14 protein-coding genes are annotated in these 20,847 nt (G+C 59.0%); 4 read left to right on the top strand and 10 right to left on the bottom strand.

Annotated features, from left to right (window positions below; genetic code table 11):
- From GHO03_RS06040 to lon, 4 genes are all read right to left on the bottom strand, one after another.
- A partial coding sequence (locus GHO03_RS06040) for a lysoplasmalogenase (protein WP_153399388.1) occupies positions 1 to 428 on the bottom strand: 428 nt, incomplete at its 3' end.
- 1 nt (position 429) lies between these two features.
- Entirely contained in the window at positions 430 to 822 is a 393-nt protein-coding gene (locus GHO03_RS06035) for a protease inhibitor I42 family protein (protein ID WP_088379088.1), read from the bottom strand.
- Between the two features lie 75 nt (positions 823 to 897).
- Complete coding sequence (locus GHO03_RS06030) at positions 898 to 1,392, bottom strand: hypothetical protein (RefSeq protein WP_095001438.1); 495 nt, start codon at positions 1,390 to 1,392, stop codon at positions 898 to 900.
- A 210-nt stretch (positions 1,393 to 1,602) separates the two neighbouring features.
- The gene (lon, locus tag GHO03_RS06025) at positions 1,603 to 4,032 is read right to left on the bottom strand and encodes an endopeptidase La (RefSeq protein ID WP_095001437.1); all 2,430 of its coding nucleotides are present in this window, start codon (positions 4,030 to 4,032) and stop codon (positions 1,603 to 1,605) included.
- Between the two features lie 460 nt (positions 4,033 to 4,492).
- Between lon and GHO03_RS06020 the strand changes: the two genes are divergently transcribed.
- A complete protein-coding gene (locus GHO03_RS06020) occupies positions 4,493 to 6,835 on the top strand; it encodes a bifunctional diguanylate cyclase/phosphodiesterase (RefSeq protein ID WP_095018353.1) in 2,343 nt (780 codons plus the stop codon).
- Positions 6,836 to 6,900: 65 nt separating this feature from the next.
- Here GHO03_RS06020 and GHO03_RS06015 read toward each other — a convergent pair whose 3' ends face one another.
- The 3 genes from GHO03_RS06015 to GHO03_RS06005 form a co-directional block, all read right to left on the bottom strand.
- Entirely contained in the window at positions 6,901 to 9,318 is a 2,418-nt protein-coding gene (locus GHO03_RS06015) for a glucose/quinate/shikimate family membrane-bound PQQ-dependent dehydrogenase (protein ID WP_095018354.1), read from the bottom strand.
- Positions 9,319 to 9,449: 131 nt separating this feature from the next.
- A complete protein-coding gene (locus tag GHO03_RS06010; RefSeq protein WP_095001628.1) occupies positions 9,450 to 10,814 on the bottom strand; it encodes a carbohydrate porin in 1,365 nt (454 codons plus the stop codon).
- Between the two features lie 285 nt (positions 10,815 to 11,099).
- Positions 11,100 to 13,136, bottom strand: a complete 2,037-nt coding sequence (locus GHO03_RS06005) for a TonB-dependent receptor (protein WP_095001434.1) — start codon at positions 13,134 to 13,136, stop codon at positions 11,100 to 11,102.
- Positions 13,137 to 13,354: 218 nt separating this feature from the next.
- Between GHO03_RS06005 and GHO03_RS06000 the strand changes: the two genes are divergently transcribed.
- Entirely contained in the window at positions 13,355 to 13,585 is a 231-nt protein-coding gene (locus tag GHO03_RS06000) for a VF530 family DNA-binding protein (RefSeq protein ID WP_095001433.1), read from the top strand.
- A 7-nt stretch (positions 13,586 to 13,592) separates the two neighbouring features.
- On the top strand, positions 13,593 to 14,234 hold the full coding sequence (locus GHO03_RS05995; RefSeq protein WP_095024187.1) for a Pr6Pr family membrane protein: 642 nt from the start codon (positions 13,593 to 13,595) through the stop codon (positions 14,232 to 14,234).
- A gap of 156 nt (positions 14,235 to 14,390) precedes the next feature.
- Here GHO03_RS05995 and GHO03_RS05990 read toward each other — a convergent pair whose 3' ends face one another.
- The 3 genes from GHO03_RS05990 to GHO03_RS05980 form a co-directional block, all read right to left on the bottom strand.
- On the bottom strand, positions 14,391 to 15,173 hold the full coding sequence (locus GHO03_RS05990) for a siderophore-interacting protein (RefSeq protein ID WP_133144826.1): 783 nt from the start codon (positions 15,171 to 15,173) through the stop codon (positions 14,391 to 14,393).
- Positions 15,170 to 15,748 carry a PadR family transcriptional regulator gene (locus GHO03_RS05985; protein WP_095001430.1) on the bottom strand — a complete coding sequence of 193 codons (579 nt, stop codon included), beginning with the start codon at positions 15,746 to 15,748 and terminating at the stop codon, positions 15,170 to 15,172. Before GHO03_RS05985 ends, GHO03_RS05990 begins: the two co-directional genes overlap by 4 nt.
- A gap of 113 nt (positions 15,749 to 15,861) precedes the next feature.
- Positions 15,862 to 18,972, bottom strand: coding sequence for a transglycosylase domain-containing protein (locus tag GHO03_RS05980; RefSeq protein ID WP_095026424.1), 3,111 nt, complete (start codon positions 18,970 to 18,972; stop codon positions 15,862 to 15,864).
- A 395-nt stretch (positions 18,973 to 19,367) separates the two neighbouring features.
- Between GHO03_RS05980 and GHO03_RS05975 the strand changes: the two genes are divergently transcribed.
- A complete protein-coding gene (locus tag GHO03_RS05975) occupies positions 19,368 to 20,774 on the top strand; it encodes an amino acid permease (protein ID WP_095001428.1) in 1,407 nt (468 codons plus the stop codon).
- Positions 20,775 to 20,847: the final 73 nt, after the last annotated feature.

Raw genomic sequence — 20,847 nt, 5'->3', positions numbered from 1 at the left:
CGCCAGAGCATGGCGCTGATGGCCAGGGCGTAGACGCCCACGGGCACCAGCAAATCGCCCAGGCCCTGGGTGGCCATGACACTCAACAAGCTGCCACCGGCAAGCAGTGCCAGGATCAAGGCCGGCACGGCTGCGCGGCGGCAGTCCACCAGGTAGGCCTTGAGATAGGCCAGGTGGGCAAACAAAAACGCCCCAAGGCCAAATACAAACAGGTCCTGTGGCCAGGCCAGCAGAATGTCGCCCAGCAGGGAAAATCCCAGGCCTATGCTGATCCAGTGTCGATAGGGGCTGACAGGCCCGCTGTGCAGCCAGCCGAGCAATGCCAGTACCGGTACGGGCTTGGTCAGCAGGCACAGCACCATGGCGTGCGTGCTGACGCCATAGAGGTAGGTGACAGCACCCATGATCGCAAGGATCAGCCACGCCATATCAGTTCACCGTAATCGGGCAGTCGAACACCTGCGCAGGCTCGGCTTCGGGCTCCCACGGTTGCTGAGAGGTCAGGCGCAGGCGCCCGCTGCCAGGGGCAAATACCTGAAAGCGCCATGTCGATTGACCACCGCTGCCCAGCAACTGGCCATTATCGCTGCTGGTGTAGACCTCCGGGCCCAGGCTGCGCAGCACGCCGCCTGCAGAGTCTTGAATGGCCCAGCGGTAGCCGGTGGTGGGGTTGCTCGGCAACGACAGGATCAGTTGCTGGCCCACATGCAGTTGCTGGGGGCAGTCGCTTTGATCTTCGAGCGTAACGTTGTGTGCAGGCTGTTGGGCACAGGCCGTCAGCAGGCTGAGGCCAAGCAGGGGGATAAGGCGTACAGGGGGCATTGAAGGCTCCGGTCAGGCAAACACAAGGGCGCAGCATAACCCATGAAGGGAGCTGCGCCATTCGTCGCCTGCCGATCAGAAAGAGGCGTGGGGCGGGCTGATGCTGAATTCGCCGCACATCTCCATGCTGTTGCTGTTGTGGTCCAGGCCTTCCATGGTGAACAGCCGGGCGCTGTAGCAACTCTCGACCACGCTCAGGTGCAGGGTGCCGACATCGGCCTGATTCAAGTGATACACCTGGCGGCCATCGATTTCAACGCACTCGATGTAGGACATGGACAGGATGGGGCCGTGTTCGTCTTTTTGGAACCGGTAGATACCCGACTGGATATTGATATCCAGGGTGAACGCAACCGCGCGATAAGCGGTTGAGCCAAAGTCATCGAACTCACCGGTAATGACGATTTTTTTCTGGCTGCTGGCAAAGGTCATTTCCTGCGCGGTAAACGCGGGACGATCCAGCAGTTCGGCCTTGAGTTCTCCCCGGGTTCTGGGGTTGAAGATTTTTTGTCCTGACTCCTTGAGCCTCAGGACATCCGGGTTCTCATATACAGGATGATGAAGTGCCATATTCTTTTCCTGCATTATTTTTGTGGGAATTAGCTCTATTAAGGATGGGAAATGAACAACCGTCTACTGTCATAAATGACAGTAGACGTGTCTAGTACGCGACTTGCGTGGAATTTTGGATCCAATATTCGAACTGTGTTGCTTTAAGCCCGACTTGCCTGATTAGCCGCAGTGAGGCAATCGCAGGCAAGTCAGGGCCTACAAACAGTTTTAAAACAGCACCTTGGCCACATCGGTAAAGCGCTTGGCAAAGTGTACGGTGATGCCTTCCTTCAGATAATCGGGCAGCTCTTCGAAATGCCCGCGGTTCGGTTCGGGCAGAATCAGTTCGTTGATTTTTTGCCTGCGCGCCGCAATTACTTTTTCGCGCACGCCGCCAATCGGCAACACATGCCCGGTCAGGGTCAATTCGCCGGTCATGGCGATGCCTTTTTTCGGCGGCTGATTGCGAGCCAGCGACAGCAGGGCGCTGGCCATGGTCACGCCTGCGCTGGGGCCATCTTTGGGCGTGGCCCCTTCAGGCACATGCAGGTGGACAAAAGCTTCATCGAAGAACTTCGGATCGCCGCCAAATTGCTTCAGGTTTGAGCTGATGTAGCTGTAGGCGATTTCAGCCGACTCTTTCATCACTTCACCCAGTTGCCCGGTCAGCTTGAAGCCGCGATTGAGGGTGTGAATACGTGTTGCCTCGATCGGCAGCGTCGCTCCGCCCATGCTGGTCCAGGCCAGGCCGGTAATCACCCCGGTACCGCTGATGACCTGTTCGTTACGGAACACCGGCATGCCCAGTGAAGCTTCAAGGTCTTTGGGGCCGATCTTGATCACGGCTTTGGGGTCTGCCAGCAGCTTGACCACGGCCTTGCGTACCAGTTTGCCCAGTTGTTTTTCCAGCTGGCGCACCCCGGCTTCGCGGGCATAACCGTCAATCACCGCGCGCAGGGCGCTGTCGCTGATGCTCAGTTTGTCTTTGGCCACGCCTGCTTTTTCGAGCTGTTTTGGCCACAGATGACGCTTGGCGATCGCGACTTTTTCTTCCGTGATGTAACCCGAGAGGCGAATCACTTCCATACGATCGAGCAACGGGCCGGGGATCGAGTCCAGGGTGTTGGCGGTACATACAAACAGCACTTTGGACAGATCGAGGCGCAGGTCGAGGTAATGGTCGAGGAAGTCGACGTTCTGTTCCGGGTCGAGGGTTTCCAGCAAGGCCGAAGCGGGGTCGCCCTGGAAGCTCTGGCCCATCTTGTCGATTTCGTCGAGCATGATCACCGGGTTCATTACTTCAACATCTTTCAGTGCCTGCACCAGTTTGCCCGGCTGGGCGCCGATGTAGGTGCGGCGATGGCCCTTGATCTCGGCCTCGTCGCGCATGCCGCCGACGCTGAAACGGTAGAACGGGCGACCCAGGGACTCGGCGATCGACTTGCCGATACTGGTTTTGCCCACGCCCGGCGGGCCGACCAGCAGTACGATCGAACCGCTGACCGAGCCTTTGTAGGCCCCGACGGCGAGGAATTCGAGGATGCGATCCTTGATGTCATCAAGGCCGGCATGATGGGCGTCGAGCACCTTGCGGGCGTGTTTGAGGTCGAGCTTGTCTTCACCCAGCACGCCCCAGGGCACCGACGACGCCCAGTCCAGGTAGTTACGGGTCACGGCGTATTCCGGCGACCCGGTTTCCAGGATCGACAGTTTGTTGATCTCGTCATCAATGCGCTTTTGCGCCTGGGTCGGCAGGGTCTTGCCTTCAAGGCGCTGCTTGAACTGTTCGATATCGGCGCTGCGATCATCCTTGGTCAGCCCGAGCTCCTGCTGGATGACCTTGAGCTGTTCCTTGAGGAAGAATTCGCGCTGATGTTCGCCGATCTTAAGGTTAACTTCGGCTGAAATCTCTTTTTGCAGCCGCGCTACCTCGACCTCCTTGCGCAGCATGGGCAGCACTTTTTCCATGCGTTTGAGCATCGGCACGCAATCGAGCACCTGTTGCAGCTCGTTGCCGGTGGCAGACGTCAGGGCCGCTGCGAAATCGGTCAGCGGCGACGGATCATTCGGGCTAAAACGATTGAGGTAGTTTTTCAGCTCTTCGCTGTACAGCGGGTTGAGCGGCAGCAGCTCCTTGATCGCATTGATCAGCGCCATGCCGTAGGCCTTCACCTCGTCGGTGGGCTCCTTGGGCTGCTGCGGGTACTCGACCTCAACCAGATACGGCGGACGGTGATGCTTGAGCCACATGCTGATACGCACGCGGCTCAGGCCCTGGGCCACAAACTGCAACTTGCCGTTTTCGCGGCTGGCGTGATGCACCTTCACCAGGGTGCCGTATTCCGGCAGGCTTTTGGTGTCGAAGTGGCGAGGGTCATCAGGGGGCGTGTCGACAAAAAACAGCGCCAGGGAGTGATGGGGGGATTTGCTGACCAGTTCCAGGGTCTCGGCCCAGGGTTCTTCATTGACGATGACCGGCAGCACTTGTGCCGGGAAGAACGGCCGATTGTGAATCGGAATGATGTAAACCTTGTCCGGCAGATTCTGCTCCGGCAATGCCAATTCAGTCCCTCCAGAATGTGGATGGTGTTCGGATTCAGTGTGTTCTACATCGGTGTACTCAGTGGTGTTGTCCGGAAACTCTTGCTGGTCGCTCATGGGGCACCTGCGCAATTGGGTATGGATGTTAGATGGGGCGCGGTGCCAGTGGTTTCAATGGTGAACAGATTTTCATGTGTAAGGAGAAGAAACCCCGTAGACGGATAGGCGGGTACAGGGAATATTCAACTGTGGGAGCTTGACCGACGATCAGGTCATTCTCGTGCCCGTATTTCATGGTCGCTTCGCAATCAAACCCAGCCTCACGCCTTCCTCGGCGGCAGAACAACTGCTTGCACGTCGATTGAAGAAATAATCCGTCAAACCCCCGTGCGATAGGCCTTTGTCGCCAACAACTTGACAGTAGACGGCCCGAAATTAATGGGTGATCTTCTGTCTGCAGCAGTTGGATCCATAACAACAAAGATGGATTGGAAGGCCACCGGTATGGCTTTTTCAAGGAAGTCGCGGGAGCGCTTATGTGGCCATTGGCATTCACTCAATGGATTGAGGGCGCAGCATGAAGTTGCGCAACAGTTTTCAGGCGCGTATCAGCCTGTTTCTTGCCTTGCTCCTGCTGTTGGTGATCGGTGCGGTGTACTTCGCCGTTAAAGCCGTGACCATTACCGTGGCCAGCGATCAGGCGCAAGAGCAGCTCAAGACCGGAACCCGGGTGTTCGAGCGCTTTATGGATCTGCGCTGGCGGCGTATCCAGTACGGCCTCAACTGGCTGACCAATGACTCGGATTTCCGTGAGGCGACGATCAAAGGCAGCCCCTCGCTGATAGAGCACGCCCTGCAGGAGTTCGAGGCGAGCCTGCATGGCAGTGAGCTGTTTGTGCTGGATCTGGACGGCAATATCATCACCAGCACCCTCAAGGGCCTGCCAGCGGGGCAGGCATTTCCTTATGCCAAGGCTCTGCGGCTGGCCCGTCGCAACACCCAGACCATGGTCATCGGCATCCTGGCAGGGCGCCCGTACATGCTGGTGCAAGGGGTGGTGCTGGGCCCTTTGCCTGTGGTGCGCGTGGTCTCGGGGATGCCGATGGACGACGTGTTTGCCCATGAATTGAGCTCCCTGAGCAACCTTGAAGTGTCGTTTATGACGGTCAAGCCAGGCGAAAGCGGAATACTGAGCAGCACGCAGCCGGACTTCATGAGCGCCAGCATTATTGAATTCGTGCAGGAGCATACGCCGGGCTCGACAATCCATTTCAGCGAATTCCACGGCCGGCGCTTTCTTGGCCAGATGCTGCAACTCGCCAACTCCGGTGACCCGGGCAACGGCCAAGTCATGGCGGTGCTGCAAAGCCCGCTGGATCAGACGATGCAGGCATTCGACTCGCTGGATCGCAAGTTTCTGTGGATATCCCTGGGGGCTTTGCTGGCTTCATTGCTCGGCGCCTTGTGGCTGGCGCGGGCGGTTTCGCGGCCGGTCAGCCTGTTGGCGGAGGCTGCGCAGCGCATTGGCCGGGGCAACTACGAAACGCCGGTGGAGCTTACACGCAGGGACGAACTGGGGTTTCTGGCCAAGGCGATCAATGCCATGCAAAGCGGGATTGCCGTGCGCGAGCAGCAGCTGGCACATAACGCCCTGCACGACCCGCTTACCGGTTTGCCCAACCGCGCCCTGGCCATGGAACGCCTGGGCAGTGCCATCAGCGCAAGGCGCGGCGTGGTGCTGATTTACCTGGGGATCGAAAATTATCGTGTGATCAATGAGAGCTTCGGCCCCGAGGGTGGGGAGCGGATCATGCGTGAGTCCGCCCGCGTGATGCTCGACGCTCTGCGTGAGCGCGATACGGCAGCACGCATCACCGGCAACGAGTTCTTGTTACTGCTTGAAAGCACCCAGGTCGATGTGGGTGTTGCGCTGGCTGACAGGTTGTACGCATTGCTCAAGCGTCCGCTGAGCATTGATGGGCACGAGGTGTTGCTGGAAGTCTGCATGGGCATTGCGATCTACCCGCTCAATGGGCAGAGCGCTGAAGAACTGATCAGCCGTGCTGCGATTGCATGCCGGGATGCCGCCGCCTTGCCGGGTTATTTGCAGGTGTATCAGCAGGACCGTGACCTCGCCCACCAACGGCAAATCCAGCTGATCCGGGACTTGCGCAGTGCCGCCAGCGATGGCCAGTTACAGCTGTATTATCAGCCCAAAATGGATATCCGCAGTGGCCATGTGCGCCAGGCTGAAGCGCTGTTGCGCTGGCAACACCCGGAACTGGGCATGGTCTCGCCGGCGGAATTTATTCCACTGGCTGAGCGCACGGGCAGCATGTTCCTGCTGACGGGCTGGGTCATCGAGGAAGGTATCCGTCAGTTGTCCGCGTGGAACCGCAAGGGCCTGCATATGCAGCTGTCGCTGAATATCTCGGCGGAGGATTTGCACGGTGAAAATCTGTTGATGACTGTCGAGCGCCTGCTCAAGCGTTATCAGTTGTCGGCTGAGCAACTGATATTCGAAATCACCGAAAGCACGGCCATGCGCGACCCCGAACACTCGCTCAACGTGCTGGAAAAGTTGCGTGACGGCGGGATCAGCTTGTCGGTGGATGACTTTGGCACCGGTTACTCGTCGCTGGCGCATCTCAAGCGCTTGCCGGTGCAAGAGCTGAAAATCGATCAATCGTTTATCCGCAACCTGGACGAAACCAGCGAGGACGCGGTGATCGTGCGTTCGACCATCGAAATGAGCCACAACCTGGGGCTCAAGGTGGTGGCTGAAGGCGTGGAGTATCAGCATACCCTTGAACTGCTCGAGCGCTGGCACTGTGATACGGCCCAGGGCTATCTGATCAGTCGGCCAATGGAGGCCGTGGCGTTCGAGGCCTGGGTGTGGAAATTGCGGGCAACGGTTTAAAACCGGGCTCACAAAAAAGGCGGCTATCTCTCGATAGCCGCCTTTTTCAATACCAGCTGTAAATCTTACTCAGCCAGTTTGAACGCCATTACATAGTCACCTTTTTTGGTGCCCAGGCCGCCGTGACCGCCCGCCATGACCAGCACATATTGAGTGCCGTCCTTGCCGGTGTAGGTCATCGGGGTGGTCTGGCCGCCAGCAGGCAGGCGACCTTCCCACAGTACTTTACCGTTGCTTACGTCGTAAGCACGCAGGTACTGGTCAAGGGTACCGCTCAGGAAGGCCACACCACCTGCGGTGGTGAAGGTCCCGCCCAGGCTTGGAACACCCATGGACAACGGGATCGGTACCGGCGAGCTGTCACGCACGGTGCCGTTTTTGTGTTTCCAGATCACTTCGTTGTTGGTCAGGTCGACTGCAGCAACATAACCCCACGCCGGTGCCTGGCAAGGCAGGCCCAGTGGCGACAACAGTGGCTCCAGGATCACGCCGTAAGGTGCGCCTTTGTTCGGTTGAACGCCGGAGGTTTCGCCTTTGCGCGGGCCCATTGCAGCCACGTCGGCCTGCGGAACCAGCTTGGAGGTGAACGCCATGTAGCTCGGGTTCAGGAAGGCAATCTGGCGAACCGGGTCAACCGAAATGCCACCCCAGTCAAACACGCCGAAGTTGCCTGGATACACGATCGAGCCTTGCAGCGATGGCGGGGTGTACATGCCGTCATAGCGCAGGGACTTGAAGTTGATCCGGCACAGCATCTGGTCGAATGGGGTTACGCCCCACATGTCGCGTTCGGTCAAGACCGGAGGAATCATGTTCAGGTCAGAACGTGGCTGTGTCGGTGCAGTGTGGTCACCTTCAACAGCGCCGCCCGGGGCCGGAACCTCGGTGATCGGCACAATGGCTTCGCCAGTGCGACGGTCCATCACGTAGATGCTGCCTTGTTTGGTGGAAGCCAGCAGGGCCGGTTTCACGCCATCGGCGGTTTTCAGGTCCATCAGGGTTGGTTGACCACCTACGTCCATGTCCCACAGGTCATGGTGAGTAAGCGGACGGTACCAGCGGACTTTACCGGTGTTGATGTCCAGGGCGGTGATGCCAGCGGCATAACGCTCGGAATCTTCGGTACGGTCGCCACCATATTGGTCAGGCGTCTGGTTACCCATCGGCAGGTACAGCATGCCGAGGTCTTCGTCGACAGCGAACATCGACCACATGTTTGGCGAGTTACGGGTGTAGGTTTCGCCTTCAGCAATCGGAGTGGTTTTCTCCGGGTTGCCGCTGTCCCAGTTCCATACCAGCTTGCCGGTACGTACGTCGTACGCACGGATCACGCCCGATGGCTCGTCGTTGGAAATGTTGTCGGTCACGTGGCCGCCAATCACGACCAGATCTTTGGTCACGGCAGGTGGCGAGGTGGAGTAGTAACCACCCGGAGCAAAGGTACCGATGTTGTGACGCAGGTCTACCGCGCCATTGGTGCCGAAGTCTTCGCACACTTTACCGGTGTCGGCGTTCAGGGCGATCAGACGGGTGTCGGCAGTCGGCAGGAACAGGCGGCGCGGGCACGAGTTGCTGGATGTAGCAGCAGCAGGCTCGGCAGCGCTTTGTTCAGTGCTGACTTTGGCGTAGGCGTTTTCGTCGTGATAAGTCACGCCGCGGCAGGTCATGTGTGCCCAGCCTTTGAAGTTTTCAGCGTTCTGAGTGCTGATCTTCGGATCGTAACGCCAGATTTCCTTACCGGTATCCGGGTCAAGGGCTATGACCTGGCTGTGCGGGGTACACACATACAGCATGCCGTTGACTTTCAGTGGGGTGTTCTCGGCGGTTGTTTCGCCGGGATCGCCTTCACCAGGGATGTCACCGGTGCGGAATGTCCAGGCTGGTACCAGCTTGTGGGCATTTTGCGGGGTGATTTCTTTCAGCGGCGAGTAACGGTCACCAAAGGCGGTACGACCGTAGGACTGCCAGTCACCATCGGGCATGGCCGGTGCAGCGTTGGTCATGCCAGGTACGGCATCACGGTCCAGTTGGCCTTTGATTTCACCCGGGCTGGTGAACTGGCTGGCCAGTGCAGCCAGACCGGCCAGCACTACGGCAACGCTCAGTGCGCCGGTGGCAACCGGTGCCGACTGACCGCGCAGGACAGGGCGACGGAACCATGGTAGCAGCAGGACGATACCGATGGCGAACCACATGGCCAGACGTGGCACCAGTTGCCACCAGTCCAGACCGACTTCCATCAGTGCCCATACGGTGCTGGCGAACAGTACCAGTGCGTACAGGGTCAGTGCTGCGCGGCGCCCGGCAATCAGCAGTGCGCCCGACAAGCCAAAACCGATCCCGGCCAGCAGGTAGTACCACGACCCGCCCAGCGTGACCAGTTTGATACCCCCGGCCAACATGGCCAGGCCCATTAGCAGCAGCAAGATACCGAGAAGGCTCGGTAGCAGGCGGCTTCGACTGAAAGCACCTTCAGTGCTCATAGTGTGGTTCTCCGTTGCGTTTGAGGTGTTCCCGCGAGGGTGGGGTCTTTAAGGGACGAACCGACGCGGGAGTGAATCAGCTAAATAGGTGTTCGATCACAACCTTCAAGGTTGTTGTTGCAGTCCGTTTGTCAGAACGCACTTTGAATTTTCAGACCGCCAATCAGTGCGTCATCCAGCTGGCTGACGCCGCCCGGGTGGCGGATGTACTGCAGGTTCGGTCGAACGGTCAGCCAGTTGGTGACGTGGATGCCGTAGTACAGCTCGGCGCTGTATTCAGTGTCCTGGGGAGGCAGGTAGTCCGGGTTGTCGAAATCGTAGATGGCGCGGGCCTGGTTAGTGGCCTGGGCGTTCTTGCGATAAGCCGGGTTGACGTGAACGCGCGCCATGGCAAAGCCGATATCGTCCTTGGGACGGGCATCGAACACGCCTTTGTAGACGACGCCAGCCTGGACGTAGTTGTCCACGGCATTGGTTTTCTTGTCGTGCATGGTGGCATTGGCAAACACACTCAAGCCCCTCGACTGGTCGCTGGCGCGGGTAGTGAGCTGTTGTTGCACGCCCAGCCACATCCCGTGTTTGCTTGAACTGCTGCGATACGCTTCACCGGTCAAGGCTGCTGGCTGGCCGTTGGCATCTTTGTAAGCATCTGTTGCCTTGGCATTACTGTAGTAGTAACCCGCGCGGTATTCCCCTGGCAGGCCATTAATTTTTGGCGTCCACACCAGTTCGATCGGCAGTACTGCGCCCTGGGTGCCGCTGCCGCTGAGCTTGAAGCCGTTGCCGCGATCCAGGTTGGACGGGTTTTGCTCATAGGCACCGACCTGTGCGTACAACTCGGGGGTCAGGTGATACTTGACCCGCAGGGCCCACTGGCTGACGGGCCAGTTGTACCAGATGCTGCCGGCCCAGTTGCCCACCTGTGAGCCGCAGAACGCCAGGTTCTGGAAATCGCAAGGGAACGAGTTGAAATCTTCGCCCTGACCAAAGCGGCCGACTTTGATGTCGAGCTTCTGGTCAAAGAATTTCTGCTGGTACCACATTTGCGTCAGGCGCGTGGTCTGGCCACGGCCCCAGACTTCCTGGGCCGAAGTGAAACCGCCCACCCGTGGATCGTTGATGCGGTCATTGCTGATGTTGTTGCCGCTGCGATGGGTGATGGTCAGCTGAAATTCAGCGTCGTCCCAGCCCAGGATCTTTTGCAGGTCCAGGTGCGTGCCCAGGCCGAACTGGTCGCTGTAGCGCGCCGTGCGGTCATGGTCATAGCCGCCGTGCAGGTTGGAGCCGACTTCGCCTACATAGTCGAGGGAAAAGGAGTAACCCTGCTTTTCCAGTTCGCTACGGGTACCACCCCAATCGCCGAGCATCCACTTGGAGTCAGCGTCAAAGGCGGGGGCCGCCTGCACGCAAGTAGCCAGGCCCAGAGCGGTAATGCCGCCGATCAAAGCCAGAGCTTTTTGCCCGGCAACAGGAAGCAGCGCGCTGTGTTTGCGCATATTCAGGAATGTGGACATAGGTCGAGATGCGAGTCTTTATAGGTATGGCTGTGGCAGTGGGTAGCGCTGTCTTTGAGGGCGGGGCTGACACTTCAGAGTTAAGGGCGGAATGAATCGTTTCAGCCCTTTATGCGGAAATGATAAAGCCCCGAAACGTTTAGAAACAGCACTTTAAGTGACATGGATCATTTCTGATTCAGTAACAGTGTGCTGCGACGGTTCGTCCCAGGGCTCTTTTGTCGCGCCCCGACTTGATTGGAGGCCGCGTATTTACTGCTGTGCAGCTTAGAACGTGGTGCGCAGGCCTACCTCGATACCGCGCCCCGGTGCGGGGGCGATGTCACGTAAAATAGAACTGGCATAACGCACGGTCTGGTTGGTCAGGTTGTCGCCTTTGACAAACGCCAGCCACTGGCTGCTGCCCACATCGAAGTGATAACCGGCACTGGCGCCCAGAGTGGTGTAGCCATCAGTGCCCGATTCGTTGGCCGGCACACGGCCCTGATTGCTGGCATGTTCGACGTCAACCCGCGCTTGCCAGCGGTCCATTTCCCACAGCAAGCCGCTGCTCAGGCGCAGCGGGGCAATCCGCGGCAAGGCTTCGCCGGTGTCGAGGTTGGTGGCGCGGGTGTAGTCGCCCGACAGTTCCAGTGCAAACTTGCCATAGGCACTTTCTCCGAGCTTCCAGTGATCCTTGGCCTCAAAGCCGGTGAAACGCGCCCTAACCCCGGAATAGGTGTATTCCGGAATGCCGTCGGCGTCTGGCTCGCCTTCGTCGTTCAGTGTACGACCTGTACCCAGCAGACCGATGTAATTGGAGAAGTGGCTGTAGAACACCCCGATGCTGCCATTGTGGGTGCCATTGTCGAAGCGCAGGGCCAGGTCGCTGGATACGGCTTTTTCCTTCGACAGATTGGCGTTACCTACTTCATAGGTGCCGGTAGCGACGTGGGCGCCATTGGCGTACAGCTCGTAGAACGTTGGTGCGCGTTCGGTATAGCCCAGGGTGGCCGCCAGCGACCAGATCGGGGTGAGGGTGAACACGGCGCCTGAAGACAGGCTGCCCGCCGTGAAGCTCCTTGAACGGTCCGCCGCGGCAAAGCGCTCATTGCCCTTGGCGTCCGGGTCGACCACGGTGCGCTCAAGGCGCCCGCCGAGGCTCAGTTTGAGGCGCTCGGTGGCCTGCAGTTCTTCAAGCACAAACAGGGCGCCGCTGTTGGTGTCGGTTTGCGGTACGAAAGCTTCTTCACCAAGGGCCGAAAATTCGTTGCGATTGACCTGTGCGCCAATGACACCCTCAACCGGGCCGATCGGTACATGGCGGGCTTCAACGCGGGCTTCGTAGCCCTTGTTCTTGAACGTGGTGCCGACTTCGCCGCCCTCGATTTCGCGGTGCTCGTAATCGGTGTAGCCGGCATCTATTTTCAGCGAGCTGAACGGGCCTTGCAGGTTGCGGATTTCGGAGGCAAAGGCGTAGTGATCCTGCTTCATGCGGATGCGTACGTCCTGCTCGGCCGGTGAGCCGTAGTTGGCGTCGTAAGTGCTGTACGACAAGCCTGCGTAACCATCTTCCCAGGTGTAGGAACCGCCCACGGCACCGCCGTCCTGCCGGCCATTGCTGTTACCCAGACGGCCTTTTTTCTCGTCACCGTCTTCGCTTTCGGGGGCATGACGGCTGCGGGCATAGCCGGGGATTTTCAGGTCGTTGAACTCGCGGGCGTTGGCATCCAGATGCAGGGCGAAGGTGCCATCACCGGCTTCCAGCTTGCCCGCGCTGCTGCGGGTGGTGTCGGCACCGCCGTAGCGCAGTTCGCCTGCCCCGTGAATGCCGTCGATGGCGGTAGTGGGGATACGGTTGTCGAAGGTGTTGACCACGCCGCCGATGGCGTTGCCGCCGTACAACAGGGCGGCAGGGCCGCGAACAATTTCGATTCGTTCGACGTTGACCGGGTCCAGCGGTACCGCGTGGTCATAAGACAGCGATGAGGCATCCAGAGCGCCGACGCCGTTGCGCAAGATGCGAATACGGTCGCCATCCAGGCCGCGAATGATCGGTCGGCTAGCGCCGGGGCCGAAGTAGGACGAAGACACGCCGGGTTGTTTGTTGAGGGTTTCGCCCAGGCTGCCTTGCTGATTAAGGGTCAGGTCGTCGCCTTCCAGTACCGTTGTGGGTGAGGCCAGCTGGGTGTTGCCCAAGGGGTTCCCGGTAATGACTTGCTGGGGCAGATCGAGGGCGTAGGCCGGGGAGGCGAGCAGCAGTGCGGTGGCGAGCGGCGTTAGACGAAGGCGACGCAAGTGACGCGGGAGTGCAGGGGAGGACATTACAAGTTCCTTGGCAGGGTGACGAAAGAAAGCGGCGCTGAGCGCTCTTTGACTGGACAGGTATAGTTACAATATAACATCACTTTAATCTGTCAAAGCGGAACTTTCATTTCTGCCCCGGGACACGGCTAGACTGGTTGCTTGGCGAATGCACTTCCCCCTGAGCAGGTGCTCGGCTAAGGTGCGCGGCTTTCTCTCTTTTGCTTTAAAGGCCCGGCATGACTGAACCCAACAACAACCCATTGCACGGCGTGACGCTGGAACAGATCCTCACTGCGCTGGTGGCGCATTACCAGTGGCAGGGGCTGGCCGAGCGCATTGATATTCGCTGCTTCAAGAGCGACCCGAGTATCAAGTCGAGTTTGACGTTCCTGCGCAAAACCCCTTGGGCGCGGGAAAAGGTCGAAAAGCTCTATGTGAAATACGCCCGTACCAAGCGCGAGCTTTGATCGGCACATGAGTGCGTTGTCCAGGCACAGGCTCTGCCTGCTGCTGGCGATCCTGGGCTGGAGCGGCCTGGCGATTCAGCTTGAGCTGGTACTGTTCGCCCGCTGGCAGAGCGGTGCGAGTGTGGTGGGTGGGCTGGTGAGCTATTTCAGTTTTTTCACCATTTTGACCAACACCCTGGCCGCCAGCGTACTGACCTGTGCAGCCGATACCCCCCCGTCAAAAGGCAGGGCGTTTTTCTTGCAACCGTGGGTTAGCAGCGGCATTGCTGTCAGCATTATCGTGGTGGGAGCGGCGTATAGCCTGTTGCTGCGCCAACTCTGGCAGCCTGAAGGTCTGCAATGGCTAGCCAATGAGATATTGCATGACGTGATGCCGGTGCTGTTTACGCTGTACTGGTGGTTTTACGTGCCCAAGGGATTGTTGCGCGTGAGCCATATCGGACTCTGGATGCTGTATCCGCTGCTGTATTTCGCCTACATCCTGTTGCGTGGGCACCTGCTGGGTGTGTACCCGTATCCGTTTGTCGATGTCGAAAAACTGGGCTATTGGCAGACGTTTATCAATGCTGGCGGAATTCTGGCGGGGTTTGTGGCGGTGGCATTGGGGGTGGTGGCGGTGGATCGTCTCAGGGGGCGCAAGTACTTGTAGCAGCTGCCGAAGGAACGAGGCTGCGTTCGGCTGCGAAGCAGTCGTATACACTGAGAACCGGGGTTAACTGGCTCAGCGTGGTGTCTGATATTGCGACGACTACGTCGCCGAACCCAGCCACGTTCCTTCGGCAGCTGCTACGGGGTGTAGGAGCAATTACTCTTCGGTACTGCCATCCAGGCGCCAGTAGCCCACAGCCTTGACGAATTCTTCGTTCAGGCCATGGGTGTCCAGCAGCACTCGGCGCACTTTGCGCGACAGCGCGCTTTCGGTGGCCACCCAGGTGTACAGCGCACCTTCGGGGATGCTCAATGCTTCGACGGTTTTAAGCAGGTCCTCGCCCGGTACATCACGGTGTACCCAGATCACTTCGACCGCTGCGGCGCTGTGCAGGGGGTGTTCTTCAAGCGCGTTTTCGACCTCGATCACCACCAGGGCACGGCGGTTGGCAGGCAGCTCTTCAAGGCGCCGGGCAATGGCCGGCAGCGCGGTTTCGTCACCGATCAGCAGGTAGCTGTCAAAGATGTCCGGTACTACCATCGAACCGCGCGGCCCGCCGATATGCAGATACTGCCCGGGCGTGGCCTGGGCGGCCCAAGTGGCTGCCGGGCCGTCACCGTGCAGGACAAAATCGATGTCCAGCTCAAAGGTGTTCAAGTCAAAACGGCGTGGGGTGTAGTCGCGCATCGGCGGCATTCCACCTTTTTGCCCGGCGCTCAGTTCCAGGGTTTCCAGCGCTGCCTGTTCTTCGGCGGTCTGCGGAAAAAACAGCTTTACATGGTCATCGCTGCCCAGGCTGACAAACCCCGTCAGCTGTGGGCCTCCCACGGTAATTCGGCGCATGCGCGGGGTCAGGTCGACCACGCGCAGCACTTCGAGTTTACGACGTTTGATTTCATGCATGACCCGGTGAATGGTCTGGGGTGTGGCAGCATTCATTCAGCGTTCTCCTGCGCAGGCTGGGCAGATACAGGGCCATCGACGATGGCTTTGGCGGTGTTGTTGAGCAAGTCGCGTACCCGCAGGATTTCTGCCGGGCTCCAGCGACCGTGGTGCATTTGCAGGGCATGGCGCAGGTTGTGCACCGCCTCGTGAATCTCGGCCGGGCGATCATGGCCGCGCAGTGAGCGCTTGCTGACGTCGATGCGCATCCGCACGCCATCGAGTGCTACCGCCTGATCGGTCAGGTACTGGCGACCGGCATCGGTCACGGTATAGCGTTTTTTTCCGCCTTCGGCGTCGCCCTGAATCAGCTCGCTCTCTTCAAGGAAGGTCAGCGTGGGGTAGATCACGCCAGGGCTGGGGCTGTAGGCACCGTCGAATAAACCTTCGATCTGGCGGATCAGGTCGTAGCCGTGGCAGGGCTGCTCGGCGATCAGCGCCAACAGCAATAATTTCAGATCGCCCGGGGCAAAAACCCGGGGGCCGCGGCCACCGCGTTCGCGACCGGGGCGTTTCTCGAAACCGTCTTGACCCGCGCCATGTTCGCGGTGATGGGGATGATGGTCTCTCATTGTCTTTTCGCTCTCTCATTAAGTTAGACATAACTTAAGATATATCTTAAGGAATGTAAAAACCCAGTCGACGAACGGTAATGATTCTCAATGGGAGCGCTCCCACAGCTTGGCTATTTCGCTGCGGTGTGTACTGGCGCAGGTGCCAGGCACAAGGTGTTGGTGCCTGGTTGCAGATACGGCGTAAGGATCGGTGCCATGCCCTTGAGCACTTGCACCGGCAGTGCCGAGGTGAATTTGAAAGCCTCGGCCGAGCGTCCGGGAACAAACGCAGTCAAGGTGCCGAAGTGATGCTCGCCGATATAAAACACGAAGGTCGCCGTGCGATTGATCGACTTGGAGCTAAGGATACGTCCGCCAGCACCCATGCTTTCGATGCGGTTGTCGCCGGTGCCGGTCTTGCCGCCCATGGCCAGGGGTGTGCCGTCGTCGAGCTTGAAACTGCCCGATACCCGTCGCGCCGTACCGGCATCCACCACTTGCGACAGGGCTTCGCGCAGTGCCGTGGCCACTTCGCTGGGCATGACCCTTACGCCTGCGTCAGGGTCGTTGACCAGGCGGGTTTCATAGGGAGTATCTGCGGCGAAATGCAGGGTATCAATGCGTAATACCGGCAAACGTACGCCATCGTTAAGGATAATGCCCATCAGCTCGGAAAGTGCCGCCGGGCGATCCCCCGAACTGCCCAGTGCGGTGGCGAGAGACGGCACCAGGTGGTCGAAGGGGTAGCCGACTTTTTGCCAGCGCTGATGGATATCAAGGAAGGCTTCGATCTCCAGCATGGTGCGGATGCGGCTGTCGCGGGCGCTCTTGTGCCTGCTTTTAAACAGCCAGCTGTAAACTTCCTGACGCTCATGTTCGCTGGCGTCGACAGCTTGCTGGAAGGTGGCCTGCGGGTTATTGAGCAAATACCCCAGTAACCACAGATCCAGCGGATGGACTTTGGCGATATAGCCTTGGTCAGGCAGGTTGTAAGCGCCGGGGCCATAGCCTTGGTACAACTTGTCCAGACGCTCGTCGGTGATCTTGTCGTTAGTCAGATGCGAGCGCACGAAGCGGTTGAAGGTAGCCTGATCGGCATGGGGGAACAGGTAACGATGCACTGCCGACATGCGAATGGCGGTGGGGTGCATGCTGTCCAAGAAGGTATCAAGGCGGGCCTTTGAGTCTTTCCCGCGGTATTTTTTCCAGAACTTAAGCATGAAGGTGGTGCCTTCGCGGTCGGCGAAACGACTGAGGTATTCCTGGCGCATCGGGTTGCTGTCGTCACTGAGCAGGTCCGCGTTATTGCTCGGCGACTGATAGCTGGTGTAGCGCACCACGTCGCGCATCAGGCGCACAAAGGGGAGGTTGATCGACTCACGGATCGAATCGCGCAGCGTCGCGATGCGGTTGTTGTCCTGGCTGCGAAAGTTGTGGAAGTGATGCATACCGCCACCGGTAAAAAAGCCTTCGCCGGGGTTGGCCGAGTACTGACGGTTGAGTGCGGCATCCAGCATGGGTGTCAGTTGTGCACCAGGATTTTCGATCAGGTACGCCAGTGCCCAGCGGGTCAGCGGATCCTGGTGGGTGATGGGGATTTTTTTCAGCGTCGTGCCAGGCTGGCCGCCGTAACGGTCATGCAGCTCGGCAATGATCTGCAGATAGGTGGTCAACACCCGCAGTTTGGCGGTGGAGCCCAGTTCCAGTTTGCTGCCTTCATTTATATCGAAGGGCTGGTCGGTGCTGTCGGTCTGTACCCGGGCGCGGGCGCCGTCCGGCGTAAGTTCAAACAGGGTGAAGCTGTAGCGCACTTGCGCGGTACTGGTGGGCGTTAGCAGGTAGGGGCCGAGCAGGCCGATTTTGCCGGCAAATGCCGGGTTTGCCAGCTGGCGCAGGTAGTCACTGACCTGGCCCTGCAAGTCGCCCTGCAAGGTGCTGGTGGCAGACAGGTCCAGGCGGTCGAGGTCATACAGCGGGCGTTTGAGCAGCACCGAAAGGCGGCTGCGGGCTACGCTGATGCCCTTGTTGGTTTCATTGGGTTGCAGGGTTGGCGCCTGCGCCCAGTCGCGGTAAGTCACGCGGCTGGCCAGGGCGGCGGCGGTCAGCGCCGGGTCGATCACATTGTTCTGCGCCAGCAGGCGGATATGGCTGTCGGTCAGTTGCGCGAGCTCATCACGGCCCTTGGCCAGGTAGTGTGAGGGCCGACGTTGGGCGATCATCAGCGACAGCACTTCACGCAGGGCCAGGCCTCTTGATGCGAGGCTTTTTGGGTCAGTGGCGGTACTGCTCAGTTGCTGGTTGATCTGATTGAAGTCGGCGCCGTACCACACCCGCAACCCTTCGGCCATGCCGTGAACCTCGCCGTGGCCAGGCACCGCCGACAGTGGCACGCTGTTGAGGTAATCACGCACCACCTTTTGCCGGGCTGGCAGGGTTTGCGGGCCGTTCTGATAGGCACGCACGCTGGCAGAAACCATCTGGCGCAATTTTTCGCCGCCTGAGAGCGTCAGCCCATCGGGAGAGTGCCGATACTTTTCCAGTTGGGTGGCCAGGGTACTGCCGCCCGCAGATTGCCCCGGCAAGTGCAGCAGTTTTGCAGCCTGGGAGTAGGCCGCCATGGCAAAGCGCGGCCAGTCCACGGCAGGGTTGGCCTGGGGTTCATCAGGGTTGAGCAGGTTGCGGTTTTCGATAAACAGCAAACTGTGAACCACCAGCGGGGGGATGCTTGCAAAGCTGGGATACAACTGTTGCGGGTACTTGTACTGATAAAGCGAACTGCCAGCGCAGTCGGTGATCGAGAGTCCGGTCTGAATTTTTTCTGAATAGGGTACGAAAAACCCTTTCTCGCTATAGCTCAAGAGCGCTGGTGAAAAGCGGCTTTGTTGAGTAATGACGTAATCACGTTTTTGAAGGCGTGCCAGAAAGTCGCCCAGTGCGCTGTAACCCAAGCGTTTATCGAAAGGGCCTGCGCCGGGGTAAAGCATCGCGTTGCTGGGCCCTTCGTGCATCGAATAGCTGAGCGACGCAGCAAAACGGCTGAACTCGCGGGCTTGCAACTTGGAACTGCGCACCTCCTGAGCCATCACAAACCACAGCACAACCAGGACGGCCAGCACCCCAAGCCCGAGCACAAACCATCCATAACGCCTGGGCTCAGGAGGTTGTGGCGCAGGTGCGGCATCGTCCGTTACAGCTGATGACACCCTCGTCTTGCTGGAGTTGGAGTTCCACAGTACGCCCATAGTCGACAGATCCAGGTACGCATATTGGTTGCGCTTGATAGAAGCGTAGACGCTGGCAGATTCAGGTGAAAAATTTGTGAGGCTTATCTGGTGTTTCTATAGGCACGGTCTGCTGAATGGCTCTCATAAATCCAGGGTCGGGATGCATCCACAACGTGGCTTACCCATGTAAGTGCAGGAATAGAGCCTTTGCGGCAGGTAAATAGGTCCTAGGTAGGGGCATGACTGTGCACCAACGCTGTGCAATACTCGCCGCCGATCTCAACAGGGCATTTCTCTTTTGACCTACCGACCTACAAGGTCCAGGCCGGTCAAGGGGGCAAGACAGCTAACCCGCCCGTCTTTTCGAACGCTCTGTTGATGGATACCCAATAACAATACGAGGTTGTACTTTTATGCCAGTCGGCAACCACCAGCCCCACGCAGATAGCGTGCAGGGCGGTCCACTCAAACGCGAACTGGGCGAGCGCCACATTCGCCTGATGGCGCTTGGTGCCTGTATCGGCGTAGGCCTGTTCCTGGGCTCGGCCAAAGCAATCGAAATGGCCGGCCCGGCCATCATGCTGTCCTACATCATCGGCGGCCTGGCCATTTTGGTGATCATGCGTGCACTGGGCGAAATGGCCGTGCACAACCCGGTAGCCGGTTCGTTCAGCCGCTACGCGCAGGACTACCTCGGCCCGTTGGCCGGGTTTCTGACCGGCTGGAACTACTGGTTCCTGTGGCTGGTGACCTGTGTCGCGGAAATCACCGCCGTGGCGGTGTACATGGGCATCTGGTTCCCCGATGTACCGCGCTGGATCTGGGCCCTGGCGGCGCTGATCAGCATGGGCTCGATCAACCTGATCGCGGTCAAGGCGTTTGGCGAGTTCGAGTTCTGGTTTGCCCTGATCAAGATCGTCACCATCATTGCGATGGTCTTCGGCGGTATCGGCATTATCGCGTTCGGCTTCGGCAATAACGGAGTCGCTCTGGGTATTTCCAACCTCTGGGCTCACGGTGGTTTTTTGCCCAACGGGATCCAGGGCGTATTGATGTCCTTGCAGATGGTGATGTTCGCCTACCTGGGCGTCGAGATGATCGGCCTGACTGCCGGCGAAGCCAAGAACCCGCAAAAGACCATTCCGAGTGCGATTGGCTCGGTGTTCTGGCGCATTCTGCTGTTCTACGTCGGCGCACTGTTCGTGATTCTGTCCATCTACCCATGGAACGAAATCGGCACCTCGGGCAGCCCGTTTGTAATGACCTTTGAACGTCTGGGCATCAAGACGGCAGCAGGCATTATCAACTTTGTGGTGATTACTGCGGCATTGTCGTCGTGCAACGGCGGCATTTTCAGCACCGGTCGCATGCTCTACAGCCTGGCGCAAAACGGCCAGGCCCCGGCCAACTTCGCCACCACTGCGAAAAACGGTGTGCCGCGTCAGGCGTTGCTGCTGTCGATTGCCGTGCTGCTGCTGGGGGTTGTGCTCAACTATATGGCGCCGGAGAAGGTGTTTGTCTGGGTGACGGCCATTGCCACCTTTGGCGCAATCTGGACCTGGTTGATGATCCTGCTGGCGCAACTGCGCTTTCGCAAGAGTCTGAGCCCGCAGGAAGCGGCAGCCCTGAAGTACCGTATGTGGTTGTACCCGTACAGCTCTTACGCGGCATTGGGGTTCTTGTTTATGGTGGTCGGGTTGATGGCCTACTTCGAAGAAACCCGAATCGCACTGTTTGTAGGCCCAGCCTTCCTGATCCTGCTGACCGTGCTGTTCTATGTGTTCAAGCTGCAGCCTACGCAGCGCACGCAGACTCACTGACAATGTGGGAGCCGGCTTGCTCGCGATAAAAGCACCTCGGTTGGTCAGACCAACCGCGGCGTTTCCATCGCGA

The organism is Pseudomonas sp. FSL R10-1339, from assembly GCF_009600545.1.
In the GTDB taxonomy this organism is placed as follows: Bacteria; Pseudomonadota; Gammaproteobacteria; order Pseudomonadales; family Pseudomonadaceae; genus Aquipseudomonas; species Aquipseudomonas bubulae.
Note: the sequence above shows the minus strand (reverse complement) of the source record. Positions and strands in the feature narration are given on the sequence as shown.

What these genes read in the sequence shown, in the direction of transcription:
- GHO03_RS06035 (WP_088379088.1), bottom strand. Translation starts at nt 822, where the DNA reads ATGCCCCCTGTACGCCTTATCCCCCTGCTTGGCCTCAGCCTGCTGACG.
- GHO03_RS06030 (WP_095001438.1), bottom strand. Translation starts at nt 1,392, where the DNA reads ATGGCACTTCATCATCCTGTATATGAGAACCCGGATGTCCTGAGGCTC.
- lon (WP_095001437.1), bottom strand. Translation starts at nt 4,032, where the DNA reads ATGAGCGACCAGCAAGAGTTTCCGGACAACACCACTGAGTACACCGAT.
- GHO03_RS06020 (WP_095018353.1), top strand. Translation starts at nt 4,493, where the DNA reads ATGAAGTTGCGCAACAGTTTTCAGGCGCGTATCAGCCTGTTTCTTGCC.
- GHO03_RS06015 (WP_095018354.1), bottom strand. Translation starts at nt 9,318, where the DNA reads ATGAGCACTGAAGGTGCTTTCAGTCGAAGCCGCCTGCTACCGAGCCTT.
- GHO03_RS06010 (WP_095001628.1), bottom strand. Translation starts at nt 10,814, where the DNA reads ATGCGCAAACACAGCGCGCTGCTTCCTGTTGCCGGGCAAAAAGCTCTG.
- GHO03_RS06005 (WP_095001434.1), bottom strand. Translation starts at nt 13,136, where the DNA reads ATGTCCTCCCCTGCACTCCCGCGTCACTTGCGTCGCCTTCGTCTAACG.
- GHO03_RS06000 (WP_095001433.1), top strand. Translation starts at nt 13,355, where the DNA reads ATGACTGAACCCAACAACAACCCATTGCACGGCGTGACGCTGGAACAG.
- GHO03_RS05995 (WP_095024187.1), top strand. Translation starts at nt 13,593, where the DNA reads ATGAGTGCGTTGTCCAGGCACAGGCTCTGCCTGCTGCTGGCGATCCTG.
- GHO03_RS05990 (WP_133144826.1), bottom strand. Translation starts at nt 15,173, where the DNA reads ATGAATGCTGCCACACCCCAGACCATTCACCGGGTCATGCATGAAATC.
- GHO03_RS05985 (WP_095001430.1), bottom strand. Translation starts at nt 15,748, where the DNA reads ATGAGAGACCATCATCCCCATCACCGCGAACATGGCGCGGGTCAAGAC.
- GHO03_RS05980 (WP_095026424.1), bottom strand. Translation starts at nt 18,972, where the DNA reads ATGGGCGTACTGTGGAACTCCAACTCCAGCAAGACGAGGGTGTCATCA.
- GHO03_RS05975 (WP_095001428.1), top strand. Translation starts at nt 19,368, where the DNA reads ATGCCAGTCGGCAACCACCAGCCCCACGCAGATAGCGTGCAGGGCGGT.